We start from the raw sequence: 15,255 nt of genomic DNA on the forward strand, positions 1-15,255 counted from the left end.
AAACTCTCGGATAACCTAGCCATGGTGGCATGGTATGCCGTGACCTTGTTGGGATTAACGGGAAAAGTCCGATTCTTTTGTCAAGACGAAACAAGGATTGGTTTGAAAACCATCAGTGGTCGTAAAATAACGGCTCGTGGGGTCAAACCCAAGGCAAAAGTCCAGTGGCAGTTTCAGGCTACATGGTTATACGGCATCGTCGAACCTGCGACGGGAGAAAGCTTTTTCTATGAATTTAGTCATCTCAACACTGACTGTTTTCAAATATTTCTTGACCTTGTTTCAGAGAAATTTGCAGACAGCATAATTATCATGCAAGTTGATCAAGCTGTTTGTCATCGGGCTAAGCGTTTGCGATTGCCGAGCAATGTCATTTTGATATTTCAGCCTGCTCATTCTCCAGAATTAAATCCGATTGAGCGTGTTTGGTTACATTTGAAGCAAGGGTTGCGATTTGCGTTACCCAAAAACATGGATGAGTTGCGGCTTTTGGTCAAGAATCGCCTCTCTGAGATGACTAAATCTGTAATTGCTTCTCTTGTCGGTAGAGATTCCATACTGGATGCCCTATCTGTTGCCTCTCTTTTGTGATTTGGTATAAAGCCTATATCACTGAGAATATCCCACATAGCTCGGATTACTTCAAAGCTCGTTTGGTATGCGGTTGCGGTTGCGGATTTGGCGGCTTGGATTTCGGCTTGGGTCAATAGTTGGCTTAGTTTTTCATAGCATCGATGCTGCCATGTGTTGCCTTGATGATTGGCTTTCACCCAAATATCGGTGAGGGTTCCCCATCCTGATGCTTTGGCGAGTTCTACTTGTTGTTCTGCTGTTGCTGATGATATTGATTTGCTTAGGGCGATCGCTTCGACGGTTGCTTCGGCTTTTACTCGCAGGGGGCTATCAAAATGCTGCTCGATTTCTGGCGTGATCTCAAATATGGGTTGGTACATTTTTGGCTTTTTCACTAGTTTTTGTTCTTGCGAACAAGCGCTAGCCATAAAAAAAGACATGACAACTAAAGTCATGTCTTTTTTTGAATTGGTTCAAAAATCGTCTATTTGAGTTTGCCTTTGGTTTTTAGCCAGTTGTTGAGGTCAGCGATCGTCTCTAGGTCAAATAATGCTTCAGCTAAATTTTCTAACTGCTTTGCCGATAGCTTATTCACCTTGCCCCTCAAGCTTGGGGTGATCTGTCCAAACTTGCGACCAAGCATCCGCAGCAACATCGTGGATTGCCCTTTTACTAGACCTCTTTGCTCGCCTAGTTTTAAGCCGTGTTGCTCACCCTCTTCTCTTGCATCTTGATATACTCGCGTTTGCTTTAAATCGCTGTATGTAAACATTGCTTCAATCTCCTGCCGACTGAGTTTTGGGAATTTATATACCAACACTATCTCTATTAATTCTAGTACCTGCTCTTGAATTTCGGTATTGTTTTCTCGCTCAATCTTCTCACCTAGATGTCTTGCCATAGCTACAGCTTGACTTTCACTCGATAAAATTAGCTGAATAATCCCGATCGCAAAAGAGTCTGTCTCTCGCTCTAGTAGGTCTTCTAAGTAAACTCGCTGTATCCTTTGACAGTCGAGCATTTCCTGCACATGGCTTCTTGGCTCTGGTTCATAGCTACGCCTCGCAAAGATAGCGATCGCTTGCCATTCCTGTTGAGGACGATATTGGTTTAGGTATAGATATATTTCAGATAAGTACTCCCAGTAAAAGTCTTCCTTTTGCTGAAATTGCACTTCCAGTAAATATATCGGTTTGTCTTGGGATTTGGGGCTAAATATGCCATCAAATCGAAAGGCTTTTTCTTTCACTTCTACTGAGCTAAATTCATAGCCTTCTGCTTCAGCGATCGGGCGTTCGATTAGCTCGAAAAGCAGGGTGTGAAAGGTGTTGAATAGTTGATAGAATATCGTGTCTGTCTTCATGAACAGTTAGTTTACAGTAGCTCTGAGGATTATTCTTGCGGGATTTGCGATCGCTTGATAGTTTCATTGCTTCTCTAATTTTGCTGGTATATTCATCGCGTCGGGCGATCGCTCTTTTGTAGAGAGTTCCGTTCAGTTTGAGGAATAGTTCGCGGAATCCGAGCAGGTTACACTCATGTAAGTCTGCGGGTTGCAAGCTAATTAAGTGCGACCACCAAAAAATTCCCAACAGTATCACATTACAAAATTATGAGTCCAGACATTTCAGTGTTATCGAAGAAGATAAAATTCAGATAAGAGTTTTATCTGGCTATGGCTGCAAGCTATAGTAATGTTAATAATCAAGTGACAATGTAAAACTACGTCAGCAATTTCAATCAAGGGTGATTTTATGGAACCGATAACTGCGATCGCGGCGGCGGAAATTGTCAAAATTGCTTTTCAGGAGTTTGCTAAGTCTGGGGCTGGGGAATTGGCTAAGAAATCTGTCGGTGGGGCGATCGACTTAGTAAAAAATCTGCGCGACAAAATTAAAGCCAAATTTCAAGGCAATGAACGTGCTGAAAAAGCCTTAGCTGAGGTTGAACAAAATGGTAATTCAACGGCACTAGACAAAGTTACCAAACATCTAGATCTTGAGTTGGATGAAGATGAGGCATTTGCTACGGAAGTAAGGCAGATTGCCCAACAAATTATCAATATCCAAAATCAAAACAATTCAAGTAGGGAATATAACAACTACGGGCGCGATCAGATCAACATCGAAAATATGCAAGGTAATCAGAAAATTGGCGGGGCTTAACCATGTCTCGGCAATATGACAACCGTGGGCGCGATCAATTCAATATCGAACAGGTTCAGGGAAATGTAATAGTTCAGAACCAGCCTATTCGTTCGCGCAACGAGCTATTAATCTTGCAAGCAATAGAACAAGAAGTTGACTCTAGACTAGCGCAGTCGCTACACAATCATGTATTCGTTACTTTGGACAAGGAATCTCATCCAGAACAAGTAAAACGATTGTGGGATGCAGAAATTAAGATTGGTGCAAAGCCTCGACAACCTATCCCGCCAAAGACAAGCATTATAGAGACATTCGAGCAAACAGAAATTGCTGGACAGTTGCTAATTTTGGGCGCTCCAGGTTCTGGTAAGACAACAACGATGCTAGACCTCGCAAAAGCGCTTGTTGCCAAAGCGGATCAAGATTCAGTTCGACCAATCCCAGTACTTTTTAACCTGTCGAGTTGGACAGATCCTCGTCAGTTAATGACTGAATGGTTAGTAGAGGAACTTAAATCAAAGTATGGAGTGCGTAAAGATATTGCTAAGAAATGGCTGCAAGAGAAACTAATTTTACCAATGTTAGATGGTTTAGATGAAGTCAAAATAGAGCATCAGGAATCTTGTCTAGCAGCAATAAATCTATGGTTGCGGGGAGATTTGCGTCCGCCATCTGTAGTGGTGTGCAGCCGTCAAGAGGAGTATGCCAACTATCAGACACGATTAAATCTCAATGGTGCGATTTTGCTGCAATCGCTGACAGACGAGCAAATTCAAGAGTATTTATTGGGGGTGAATCGGACAGAACTATGGCAGTTACTACAACAAGATACAGAGTTACTGGAATTAGTCAGAACTCCGTTGCTATTGAGCATAACAATTTTGTCCTATACAAAACTTTCTTTGCATCAATGGCACACATTAAATTCGACGCAGCAACGGGTAAAACTTTTGCTGGATGCCTACGTTCAAAATATGTTCGAGAGGGAATTGAATAGTAGGGCTTATAGGAAAAAAAGAATCCCATCAGAAAAACAAACACGGCAATGGTTGAGAGTTCTCTCTCTAAAAATGCAACGAGAGTCACAGACAGAATTTTTGATCGAAAGGATGCAACCATCCATATGGCTATCAGGAAAAAAACAGAGCGGACGGTATAGGCTGGTTTTTGGGCTGATTTTTGGGCTGATTGGTTGGCTGATTGGTTGGCTGAGTGGTGGGCTGATTGGTGGGCTGATTTTTGGGCTGATTTTTGGGCTGAGTGGTAGGCTGATTTTTTGGCTGAGTGGTGGGCCGCTTAGTTCAATCAAATTAGTGGAGACATTCAACTGGTCTTTTAATGATGCGATTTCTGGGCTGCTTGGTGGGCTGCTTGGTGGGCTGCTTGTTGGGCTGCTTGTTGGACTGCTTGTTGGGCTGATTTTTGGGCTGAGTGGTGGGCTGCTTGTTGGGCTGCTTGTTGGGCTGATTTTTGGGCTGATTTTTTGGCTGATTTTTTGGCTGATTGGTGGGCTGATTGGTGGGCTAATTTTTTCAGAAATGGATGTTAAGGCTCATCCAAATCAGGGGATACACAAATCAGTAAGCAATGCTCTTCTTGTTACAGTAATTGGTGGGCTGCTTGTTGGGCTGCTTGTTGGGCTGCTTGTTGGGCTGATTTTTGGGCTGCTTGGTAGGCTGAATTTGGGGCTGCTTTTTGGGCTGATTGGTGGGCTGATTGGTGGGCCAATTGGTGGACTAAGCGGTGGTGGTGTAGCATGTATCCAACACCTTTCTTTACGTCTCATCCTTTACCACAATGGGAATATTCCATGGAATTACGCGCGTTTCCTGAACTACAGCACTGAATTACTTTTTCTCCAGCGCGTGGGAGGACGCTATCGCTTTATCCATAAGCTATTACAAGAACATTTTGCCGAGATGGAGATCTAAAGACACTATGCCTTTATTTCCTCTCAATAACAACGATTTGTCCGACATTCGCTTGATTGCTTCCGATGTTGATGGCACTCTTACCCACAATGGAAAATTCTCCTCTGATTTCATCTCAACTCTTCTCGATTTACAATCAGCAGGAATCAAAGTCCTATTAGTGACAGGTCGCTCGGCGGGTTGGGTCAGTGCTTTGGTGAATTATTTACCTGTTTCTGGGGCGATCGCGGAAAATGGTGGTTTGTTTTTACAGCCAAATGGTCAACAAAATTTGCTCTCTTCTATTCCCAATATATCTAGACATCGCATTCTGCTAGAAAATGCTTTCCATTACATTAAGCAAAAATTTCCTCATCTTCAGACTTCCACTGATAATCAATTCCGTATTACCGATTGGACTTTTGATGTCAATGATTTATCAACCGATAATATTCAAGCCATCTCTTCACAATGTCAACAAATGGGTTGGAGTTTCACGTACAGCAATGTCCAATGTCACATCAAACCACCGCACCAAGATAAAGCAACTGGCTTAGATGCTGTACTCAAAAATCATTTTCCTGAACTCAATTCACAGCAAGTCCTAACCATTGGCGATAGCCCCAATGATGAGGCTATGTTTAATCCTGCAAAATTTCCCGTTTCGGTCGGTGTAGCAAATGTTCGTCACTATCAAGACAAGATGCTGCATTTACCTAAATACATGACTCATGACTCTGAGTTTGCTGGCTTCCAAGAGTTAGCCCAGCTATTACTCAAAAATAGTGTCTTAGATGACAGAATGTAAGCGAGACAAACCTATTCAGACTGATATCTATGAAATTTTGATCTTTTTTTGATCTTTTATAGATCAGATCTAGAGCGATCGCTGTATGCTTAAATTGCAGTTTTTTATCTATAGGAGATTACTTAGTTAGTTTTCCCCTTCAAACACAAAAAAGCCAGTGACGGCAAACCACTAGCTTTCTTGTAACCCCGAAGGTTTTTAAATTTAATATCCAGGAATGGACAGATGTTGCTTGGAGGCAATTTTGTTCAGCGCTTTCTTATATCTTAACGCAAGATATAAGTTTAGCAACAGTTTTTGCTGCAAATTTTTAATAATTTTGCAAAAAGCAATTATTGATTATAGAACTGAATTCAAAAAGTCTGTTTATTTCCTGATTGAAATCGCTACAAACCTTACAATCAGGACAATTTAGATGTTTTTAAAGTCACAAGACTTGTTGGAGGAGATCTATCTAAAGATCGTCCTTGACAAGCTCATGGGAGGTCAAAACTAATGACCTCTTTAAATAACCAGTATTCTTCCCGAAAGTTTTCACCAACTAAGTCCCATAACCCCTGCCCGATCTGCGATGACATCACAGGTAAATGTCGAACTGCTTCGGAAAATCAAGATTTTGTTCTGTGTATGACCCATCCTAGTGATGCAGATCTCGCAGATTGGAAATATCTGGGTGAAACCAATGGCAGTTATTTTGCAGGCAAATATGTAAGAATGCGCCCCGAATCTGAGTCAGATCGCCAAGAGCGTCGTGATAGAAATCTAAAACTGCGGATGGCTCAACAAAAAGCAAAAAGGGGCAATCTCGCTAAGTTGCCTGATACTGCCCAACGCGATCGCCTTTATCAAAATTACTTACAAAAACTTGATTTAGATAGTTTAGATAGAGCTGATTTAGTCAGTCGTGGCTTGTCTGATGCTGAAATTAAGAGTTTAGGCGCTAAATCAACTAATTCTGGCTATATTCTGCCAATTAAGAATCCTAATGGCAAAATCCTCGGTTTTCAAATCCGTTTACGCGATGCTGCATCAGGACGCTATCGCTGGCATAAGCCTTTTGGGATATCGGCTCAACAACAAAATGGTGAGTTACCTTTAGCTTTTCATGGTGATATTCAGGTTGATTGTCAACGTGTAGTTTTAGTTGAGGGTACTGGTGTTAAGCCCTATCTTGCTGCTAAATTGCGTGGTTGTGTAGCGATCGGTGCTTCGGGTGGTCAGTTTGTTGCTAGTAAAGAAACTTTACAAAGTTACTTTGCAGAGATTGGGGCTAAACCTGAGCTAACCAGATTGGAATATGCGATCGATGCAGGTGATATTGCTAATCCATCTGTAATGCGCCGCCATGAGAAAAATCTGGATTTTTTAGCTGACCTTGGCTATACCATCGATGTTCTCTGGTGGGGTCAGATTGCTAAAACTGATGATGATATTGATGAGTTATCTGGTGATGCAGCGATTCAGCTTTTGACGGTTGAGCAGTTTTTCCAGATTGCGAATTACCAACCCAAGCCAAAGTTTTCTCCGTTCCAATGGTTGAAGGATAAACTTTTTCCCAAGAAGCCCGCTAATGGTTTTGCTAATAAATCTCAAACTAGGCGATCGCCTCAATCAGTCTTACCCCAATTGAAATATGAGGCTGGGGCAAGGATTGAAACTTGGCGCGATTCGCTATTAACTCACAAACATGTCCTAGATGCTTCAGCAACTGGTACGGGCAAAAGTTATGATGCAGGGCGTTTGCGTCCTGAGTTATTTGATGGTGTTGAACGGATTATCTATATATCTAATGATTCGCGCAATGTCACCACAGCAACTTTGCAGGATTGGGAGATTTTGCCTGCGCGTCACAATGGTTTGACTAATAAATCTGGTAAGTTACGCCGTGTTAAGTCGGGTGAGTCTGTGCATACTCAGGCGAACTGCTCTCGGACTGGAGCTATTTCGGCTCTGCGGGATAAAGGAGTTGCTGATACTAAGGTCATTTGTGAAACTTGTCCTTTACTGAATGCTTGTCGTGGCAATTCAGGTGATGGATTTGGCTTTAGACATCAAAGAGCGATCGCTTTTAATTCTAAAATCTTGCGATCGCATCCTGCGAGTTTGCCTAGTCCTAATGAGTTTGATTATTCCAAAACTTTACTGATCTGGGAGGAAGTTTCGGAAAGTTTAACAACGATGCGTCAGATTTCCGTTGGGCGTGAGGATGTGGATCAGGCGATCGCTTTGCTAACTCGTTCTGAGATTAATAACAAATTAGAGATTATTAATGTTCTCAATAAGTTGCATGGTTTATTAACCGATAAGTCTTACCACGGAATTGATTTCCAAGCGATTAAATCGGCTATCCCTGAAATTATTGATACAACTTTGCTGGCTGATTTGCTGAAACCCGATTTATCTATTCTCGATACGGTTGATGGAATTGCTGATTCTGAGTTTGAAAATGCTAAAGGGAAGGATAAGCGCGAGTTGGCTAAATTTCATGCTTTGCTAAAACGCGAAACTACTTTCCATGCTGATGAAATTAAGCAAAAGATTGACCGTGAGGTTTTGAAGCAATGGTTGGTGGAGTTTTTAGATATTCTTTCTGGGGCTATTTCCCATGGTGATTTGCATATTCAATATGAAAAGTTAACGGTTTCTTTGGGTGATTCTCGGTTGCGGGAGATTGCTCACAGGTCTTCGGCTAATCTTTATCTGGATGCCACGATTGATGTCACTGATCTGCAAATGCGTCTCAATGCTCCTGTTCATACGATTAAGCAATCTGGTCAATTGGTGATGCCGCAGGTTTATCAGGTGAATAATCTAGGGCGTTTGGGTTTGCAGCGACGTGAGGAAAAGACGGCTAAAGTTGAGGCAATTATTGCTCATCTTACTGAGCTTGATCCCACGACTAGGGTGATTGATTTTAAAAAGTTTGCTAAGTCAGATACTCATGGCTTTTGGTTCCGTGATTCCCGTGGCTCCAATGATTTTAAATCGGCTAAAACTTTTGTGATTGTCGGTACTCCTTGCGCCAATATTGCCATGCTTCGCGCTGATTATGTTGCAATGACGGGCTTACATCCAATTGATAAAGATGCTGATTTTGCGGCGTTTGTCGATCGCCATATTTTGGCGACGGTTATGCAGTGTTTTGGTAGGAAGGCAGGCGATCGCTTTCAGAATGGTGATGTTATTTACTTTTTGTCGGATTTTAATCTGGGTGATATGCCCCATACGCTTATTAAATCTGGTGATATCACTGCGGAAGCGATGTCTAATTTGGAGCTTTTGCAACTTAAGGTAAATCAGATAATTAATTCTGTAACTGATGGTGGTTTTGATTTGCTGAATGCTTCAGAACGCCAGTTATGTCAGTATTTCGGGATTAAGCGCGGGATACTGCGTTACCATTTTGATTGGATCAAATTGTTATTAGATTCTCTATATAACCAATTGATCCATAGTTTTAATGAAAGTCTAGTTTCTCTTACGGATTCTCAGGATCTTGAAATTGTTGATCTTTGGGTTGGTGCTACTGAGTTGTTTTTGACCGAAGAGATACCAATTAAGGAGACTTTGGCTGGAATATTTGAGTTTTTCACGGAACATATTCCACTCTATTTACATAGTCATGTTCTGGCAAGACTTTCAACTTATTCTCGTCATAAGTTATTCTCGACTTTGGTTGTTTTAGCGATTAATGAGTAATGGCATTGGTCAGCTAATCGGGGATAAGTGCTGAAACGTCCACTTTGTGACAATAACAAAGGCGCAAATACGTCGCGCTTTAACTGTCCAGTGCCCTTTGCCTAGTTGTTTTGCTGATACATTCTATCTATATAACCTAATCTATGCGATCGTTTAAATTCCCTTGCGCTTAACTAATTCCATGAGCTTACGTTTACGCGCATTTACTTCAACTAATTGATTTCTATAGGTGAGCCATTCCTTTTCCTGTTTTAAACCTTGATATCCATTGCGTACTTGTTCTAGCCACTCGATCGCCTGTTCGTAATCATCGGATTTGCCTCGAGTAATAATATCCTCAGCTAGAGACTTCGCTTTTGTGATGACCCATTGCGGATTAGAACTAATCACTGCTTTCATGACCCGCAATCTATCGTAAGTTCGGCAATAGCTAGTATTAGCGATCACGATCGCCTGATCAAATAGTTCCTCTTCTAAAAAGATAGCTACCTTGGCTTCAGAGGTCGCAAAGGAATCTAGTTGTAATAAATATTTTAGTAAGTTATCTTTAGTCGAGTTCCATTTATTCTTAGTCAAATCGCGAATTTGATGATAATCCGCAAGAGAAGGGGTTAGTTTAAAGGCAATGATTTTAGCATTGAGCAGAGTCCCTGATTCTCCTAAACGCTCTGCTAATTGAGCTGTCCAATCCGCAAGTTCTTTAGAGCGATAACGTTTAGCATCGGTCTCTTGTAATTGCAATCCCTTATTGGCAATATATAAAGCCTGTTTTTCAAACCCATGCTCTAGCAATTTCTGAGCTATTTCAAAAGCATCATTTTCATCATCTACATTTTCCGCAGTAGCGATCGCTTCATTATGTCGGTCTAACTTGAGCAACATAATTACATAGTCTGTAAAGAAGTCTGCATCTTTAGCAAGATTGAGGTATTCATCAAAACGCTCTTGGGCTTGCAAAATTTTGAGTCGAATTCTTCCTAATGGACGTAAATCTGTTTCGTGAACATATGCATTGGCTCCCTTTTGAATAGTTGTCCTTTTCCTTTGGGATTGAGTTGAGATTTGTACGGCTGGATGATTAATAATTTCAGGCTTTTCTTTACCTTGCAGGACTGCTTGTAAATAGGGATCATCCCAACCTTGTATCAAGGCGGCGAGGCTAAAGTCAAGTTCAGCACAGAGAACATCTTGTGTACCTTCAAATTCTGTAACCCATTTTTGCCGATCCTTGACAGAAAAATCTGTCCAGAGAATTGCTTCAGCCATTTCTAGATCGAGATGATAAACCAAGTCAGAAACATCACCCAAATAGTTTTCTATTTCTTCTGTATAGTTACATAGCTCTTCCGCGATCGCATACAACATCACAAAAGCACGAAAACTATCGCCAGCCTCTAGAAATACGTTGGCTTTTTCGATCTCTTCATAAATGATGTCCGTGAAAGGATCATCTTCATCGTAATAACTATGTTCATAATTGCGTAAAGAACTTTGTAATGAGTAGGATAGTTGCCGACGAAAAGGCGATCTGTCAATTTCGGGATGTTGAGTTTCTGTTTTACTAGTTTTTTTATTCGTCTTACTAGCTTTAGATTTACTCTCTTTAATATTGGTTAAAAGTTGGATCTGAATATCAATGAGATCTACTAAATCAGGTGATTTAGCAGTAAGGTTATGCAAAAGATTACGGGTTTGTTCTAGATCTAGCTTTTCTAACATTTCGACTAAACTAGGACGCGCTTCAATTTGAGGTCGCTCCATACCTACTAATAGAACTGCCACAATATGCTTACACCAACCACCAAAATCGTAAGGGCATGAACACTTTGCTGTTTGAATGCCGCGATCGCTAAAGCCAATGCTCACGCGATAGTATGTACTACCTGCTACTGAAGCTTGTAAAGTCTGATCTCGTAAGACTAAATCTCTCACTGCTTGCGATCGCGCGTATTCTTTACCACGCTCAAAAGATTTATCGCTTGCATTTTTGCGAATCATGGATTCACTGATCTTTAGTGCAGGCATATGCAACTCATGACGTTTGTTATCGTGATTTTACTATGAGATTGGCGATAGCCATTACTTCTAGTAACTAATTAAACTTTCCGACTTCTTTTGTTCTTTAATTCTGCTTTCGATTGCATTTTAAAGATAGACAATCAGGATTGATTTATCTCTGTCTTACCTAAATTTTAATGTTTGAGGTAACTGACGGATAACGTTACCCGTCAAATCAGAAATTGACATAAAATGCTTATAAATAGTCGATTTAATAAGCACAAATTAATCTATATCAACGCAAGAGATAGCTAGGACATAAAACCAAAAAGATGAGTGGCGGCGCAAAGTGCCACCACTCATCTTTTTGGTTTTGATCTGTCCTAAGTGAAACTTAAATTGCTATATGACTATTGAATCTATTTTAAAAGCAGCACAGTTTATAAAAAATTCCAAACATAAGTTACACTTCATAAGTGTTGTTTACCAAGATATCCTGTGACCAAGATTATTGCCCTGTTTAATCAGTCTGGTGGGGTTGGCAAAACCAGTCTAACCATGAATCTGGGATACCAACTTGCCCAACGCGATCGCAAAGTCCTGCTCGTTGATATGGACCCGCAATCATCATTAACATCATTTCTAGGGCTCGATATCTACCAACTAGACAAGACTATTTACCAGTCTATTACTCAGTACGAGAGCTTACCAATCCACCACAATATTCATGGCATGGATTTAGTCCCATCCAACATTCAGTTGAGTGCTGCCGAGATGGAATTGGTTTTAGCTGAATTTCGAGAAGTGCGTCTCAAGGATGCGATCGCTACAGTCCAAGAGCAGTATGATTTTATCTTGATTGACTGTCCTCCCAGTCTTGCTATCCTTAGCTATATTAGTCTGATTGCAGCTACCCATGTTTTAGTCCCAATTCAAACCCATTACAAAAGTCTAGTTGGTTGCAATTTGTTACTAGAAACTGTTGCGCGTGTGCGTCAAAGGGCTAACCGTAATCTTAAAGTTGCAGGTTTTATTCCCACTATGCACGAAGGTCAAACCCTGCAAGCGAAAACTAGCCTCAGTACTATTCAGACCCAACTATCATCAATTGCCACAGTCTATCCTCCCATCCCAAGGACAATCGCCTTCCCTGACTCGGCACAAATGCATGAACCTTTAGGATTACATTCCCCGAAACACCCTGTTATCGATATCTTAAATCAAATTACAGATTCATTGGAGACAATTTAATGGCTAGCAAGCGACCTTTACCAGCATATCAAATTAGCAATGTTCGCCTATTGGATGAATTGACACCAGCAACTAATCAGACAGTTAAAATAGATCTGATTCAATTGCCTATTAAACAGCCTCGACGATATTTCGATCCGCAAAAGATGCAGCAACTTGTGCAGTCGATCCAAGAACATGGCATCTTAGAACCACTATTAGTTCGTCCTTTGGCAAATGGACAATATGAATTAATTGCGGGGGAAAGAAGATTTCGAGCTGCCCAAATTCTTGAACTAGACACAATACCGATTATCAGTAAAGATGTTACGGACAAAGAAGCAATTCAAATAGCTCTTGTCGAAAATTTGCAGCGTGAAGACTTAAACCCTGTCGAAGAAACCGAGGCTATTCTAGAGTTGTTATCCCTTTCCCTTGACGTTGAGATCAGTGATATTACCTCCACCTTAAACCAAGTCGCCAACGCTAAAAAACGTGGTTTAGAATTGACGGATAACGTTACCCGTCAACTTGAAGCAATCGAATCTTTGCTAGCCAATGTTGGCAGATTTAACGCTGAATCTTTCCGCACAAACCGTTTACCGCTATTAAATATGCCTGATGTTGTTTTAGAAACATTGCGTCAGGGCAAATTAGAATTTACCAAAGCAAGAGCGATCGCTCGTATCCGCGATGAAGTTCAACGTCAAGAATTACTTGAAGAGGCGATCACTCAAAATCTTTCTCTTGCCCAAATTAAGGCTAGGATTGCTGCCGTTAACTCTGCTAAAGATACGACAGTAACAGAGCCTTCTCTCAAAGATTTGATGAGTGATGCTTTCACCGCAATGAAAAAATCAAAGGTTTGGGATAATCCTAAAAAAACTAAAAAGCTGGCTAAGTTACTAGCGGAAATCGAAACTTTAATTCAGGATGAGTAAAACTCATTGTGGTTCTGCCGAACATATACGAACTTTCTCAAGAAGTATCTCAACTAGAAAAATTTGAGCAAATTGTTTCTGGTAAAAATATCCAGATTGAGCGCATTGTTTTCACAGGACAAACTACTCCCTATGGACAATGGTATGACCAAAAACTTGATGAATGGGTAATCTTGCTTCAAGGTGAAGCCGAACTTTCCTATACGGACGATACGAGAATAAAACTAAAATCAGGAGATTATCTGCTAATTCCCGCGCATTCAAAGCATCGCGTTGAATATACCAGTGTCGAACCAGCTTGTATTTGGCTTGCCGTGCATGGTCATTTTTCACCTTAGCTAATCCAAATCTTGTTTGAATCATAAAAATTTCCTCGTTGCTCAAGTTTGAAATCACCTAAAAGTAACCCCAGCCAAATCTCTACTATTGCTAAAGGTAAAGTAGCTTGTAAATCCAACAAGCAAATAGGAGGATAATTATTTGCAATGCATTGCGCGATCGCTTCAATCCAAGCCGAAACATTCTCAGCATGAGCAGTACTAATCGCCCGTTCAAATTCCTCCTCAAAACTAAGCAAGTTTTCCTGCTCTAAAGAATGAATCAAAGTTTCCTTATCAATTTCGCCAACAATTGAATTACCATTTTTTGCCTGTTCAGGAATTTTCCTAGGTAAACTTTGCAAAGGCTCAATGAACTGCTCAAAATCCACCACCATAGACTGACGCACATAACGATCAAAAGCATCATCAGCCATGATCGGCTCGCCCTTTACTGCACGAGAATTTAACTCCTCAAATAAAAAGCTAGAGCGATCGCAAAACAAATCTGCAATCTGACATACCGCCTCTCCTACAATTCGTAACTGCGATCGCGTATCGAGATCAACCAGAGTCAGATCTAAAAGCTCAAACACACTTGGCAAATTAGCATCTTCAGGAGTTTGCCTCGCAGTTGAAATGACCTCCCACAAATTCAACTCAAGCTGTTTAACTTTCATTGTCACACCGAAAATTAATTTGAATGACAAGGGCAAGGACGCAAAGGACAAAGCCAAGGATCGAGACGTTCTTGACTTGCAAATTTCTTAATCCCATAATTTGACTCTAGCAAAACCAATACTTTCTGCACATAAGTATGTACTTGTGTCGCAACCATCCCTGCACAATGAATTGGTGGAATCGCAGCGAACTTTTCTTGTCCTTGCCAAACTTGAACAGCGATCGCATGAATTGGTGTATCAGTTCCCGACTGCCGATAAACCACTAACACAGCCCAAAAAATTGAGGCGAATTCATCAGTATTAACAACTAAATTTTCATCGGAATCACCACGTTGACGTGAGCGAATCAGATTACGGCGATCTCGATGACGAGCATAGGAACGGCGACTATAGCAAACCGCAGGATTCCAACAGCGATCGCCATCATTGCCATGAAGCTCTTGAGCCTGAGTCGCCGAAAGCATTGCACACTTTTTGCATTTATCTGGAATACTTTTAGTCATATTTAGAACAGAAATAACCTAATTGAAATCGCTAAGGCTTCTTTAGATGTGAGGTTTAAGCTCTGATATCGTATGGTAGGAAATCAAATATGTTATTAATACATATCAATCATTAGGCATACTGTACAAATATGGCAACACAAGGAAAACTGGAATTAACTATCAAAATTAATGAACTCCCTGATGATGTGTCCGTTGATAAAAATGGTTGGAAGTCCTTTGATTTAGATTGTGATGGTCAAGTCTTTAGCGTTACTGTGAAGCCCAAGGTATTTAAGAAGTTGGAAGATGCACAGGCTAATTATCCACAGTGGGTAGCGGCGATCGCAGGCAAGATGGGTGAAGCTACTGAAACAGGATTTGTTTTGCTTGAGCCAAATATCCAAGTATTTGAGAAAAAGCCTAAAGAAGCCAAACCTGCTGAAGAAGCAAGCCCCAACTAAATC

General features: G+C 40.9%; 14 protein-coding genes. 9 read left to right on the top strand and 5 right to left on the bottom strand.

Annotated elements, in window-relative coordinates:
- The coding region (locus tag H6G05_RS19665; protein WP_190580651.1) for an IS630 family transposase at positions 1-591 on the top strand (591 nt) is incomplete at its 5' end.
- A 466-nt stretch (positions 592-1,057) separates the two neighbouring features.
- Here H6G05_RS19665 and H6G05_RS19670 read toward each other — a convergent pair.
- Together H6G05_RS19670 and H6G05_RS19675 are read right to left on the bottom strand one after the other, a co-directional pair.
- Entirely contained in the window at positions 1,058-1,936 is an 879-nt protein-coding gene (locus H6G05_RS19670; RefSeq protein ID WP_190580653.1) for an Rpn family recombination-promoting nuclease/putative transposase, read from the bottom strand.
- Positions 1,854-2,132 (bottom strand): hypothetical protein, encoded by a 279-nt coding sequence (locus tag H6G05_RS19675; RefSeq protein WP_190580655.1) that lies wholly within the window; start codon positions 2,130-2,132, stop codon positions 1,854-1,856. Before H6G05_RS19675 ends, H6G05_RS19670 begins: the two co-directional genes overlap by 83 nt.
- Before the next feature lie 195 nt (positions 2,133-2,327).
- Between H6G05_RS19675 and H6G05_RS19680 the strand changes: the two genes are divergently transcribed.
- The 4 genes from H6G05_RS19680 (at position 2,328) to H6G05_RS19700 (ending at position 9,137) form a co-directional block, all read left to right on the top strand.
- Positions 2,328-2,738 carry a hypothetical protein gene (locus H6G05_RS19680; protein ID WP_190580657.1) on the top strand — a complete coding sequence of 137 codons (411 nt, stop codon included), beginning with the start codon at positions 2,328-2,330 and terminating at the stop codon, positions 2,736-2,738.
- A 2-nt stretch (positions 2,739-2,740) separates the two neighbouring features.
- Entirely contained in the window at positions 2,741-4,651 is a 1,911-nt protein-coding gene (locus H6G05_RS25455; RefSeq protein WP_242025670.1) for an NACHT domain-containing protein, read from the top strand.
- Between the two features lie 7 nt (positions 4,652-4,658).
- Entirely contained in the window at positions 4,659-5,438 is a 780-nt protein-coding gene (locus tag H6G05_RS19695; protein WP_190580659.1) for an HAD family hydrolase, read from the top strand.
- 495 nt (positions 5,439-5,933) lie between these two features.
- Entirely contained in the window at positions 5,934-9,137 is a 3,204-nt protein-coding gene (locus tag H6G05_RS19700) for a hypothetical protein (protein WP_190580661.1), read from the top strand.
- A 153-nt stretch (positions 9,138-9,290) separates the two neighbouring features.
- Here the strand turns inward: H6G05_RS19700 and H6G05_RS19705 are convergent, their stop codons facing one another.
- Positions 9,291-11,162 (bottom strand): SWIM zinc finger family protein, encoded by a 1,872-nt coding sequence (locus H6G05_RS19705; RefSeq protein ID WP_190580663.1) that lies wholly within the window; start codon positions 11,160-11,162, stop codon positions 9,291-9,293.
- A gap of 471 nt (positions 11,163-11,633) precedes the next feature.
- Between H6G05_RS19705 and H6G05_RS19710 the strand changes: the two genes are divergently transcribed.
- Genes H6G05_RS19710 through H6G05_RS19720 form a run of 3 tightly spaced genes read left to right on the top strand, consistent with a single transcriptional unit; the run spans position 11,634 to position 13,644 of the window.
- Positions 11,634-12,386 carry a ParA family protein gene (locus tag H6G05_RS19710; RefSeq protein ID WP_190580665.1) on the top strand — a complete coding sequence of 251 codons (753 nt, stop codon included), beginning with the start codon at positions 11,634-11,636 and terminating at the stop codon, positions 12,384-12,386.
- A complete protein-coding gene (locus H6G05_RS19715) occupies positions 12,386-13,306 on the top strand; it encodes a ParB/RepB/Spo0J family partition protein (protein WP_190580667.1) in 921 nt (306 codons plus the stop codon). The genes H6G05_RS19710 and H6G05_RS19715 overlap by 1 nt, the downstream gene beginning before the upstream one ends.
- Positions 13,307-13,314: 8 nt before the next feature.
- The gene (locus H6G05_RS19720; RefSeq protein ID WP_322096405.1) at positions 13,315-13,644 is read left to right on the top strand and encodes a cupin domain-containing protein; all 330 of its coding nucleotides are present in this window, start codon (positions 13,315-13,317) and stop codon (positions 13,642-13,644) included.
- On the opposite strand, the gene H6G05_RS19725 is transcribed toward H6G05_RS19720, so the two are convergent.
- Both H6G05_RS19725 and H6G05_RS19730 read right to left on the bottom strand, forming a co-directional pair.
- Positions 13,641-14,303: a hypothetical protein gene (locus H6G05_RS19725; RefSeq protein ID WP_190580669.1), complete on the bottom strand. Its 663-nt coding sequence runs from the start codon at positions 14,301-14,303 to the stop codon at positions 13,641-13,643. The genes H6G05_RS19720 and H6G05_RS19725 overlap by 4 nt on opposite strands.
- A gap of 14 nt (positions 14,304-14,317) precedes the next feature.
- Positions 14,318-14,770, bottom strand: coding sequence for a hypothetical protein (locus H6G05_RS19730; RefSeq protein ID WP_242025672.1), 453 nt, complete (start codon positions 14,768-14,770; stop codon positions 14,318-14,320).
- Between the two features lie 170 nt (positions 14,771-14,940).
- Between H6G05_RS19730 and H6G05_RS19735 the strand changes: the two genes are divergently transcribed.
- On the top strand, positions 14,941-15,252 hold the full coding sequence (locus H6G05_RS19735) for a fertility inhibition FinO-like protein (RefSeq protein ID WP_190580673.1): 312 nt from the start codon (positions 14,941-14,943) through the stop codon (positions 15,250-15,252).
- Positions 15,253-15,255: the final 3 nt, after the last annotated feature.

Origin of the sequence: Phormidium tenue FACHB-1050 (assembly GCF_014696925.1) — a bacterium.
In the GTDB taxonomy this organism is placed as follows: Bacteria; Cyanobacteriota; Cyanobacteriia; order Pseudanabaenales; family Pseudanabaenaceae; genus Pseudanabaena.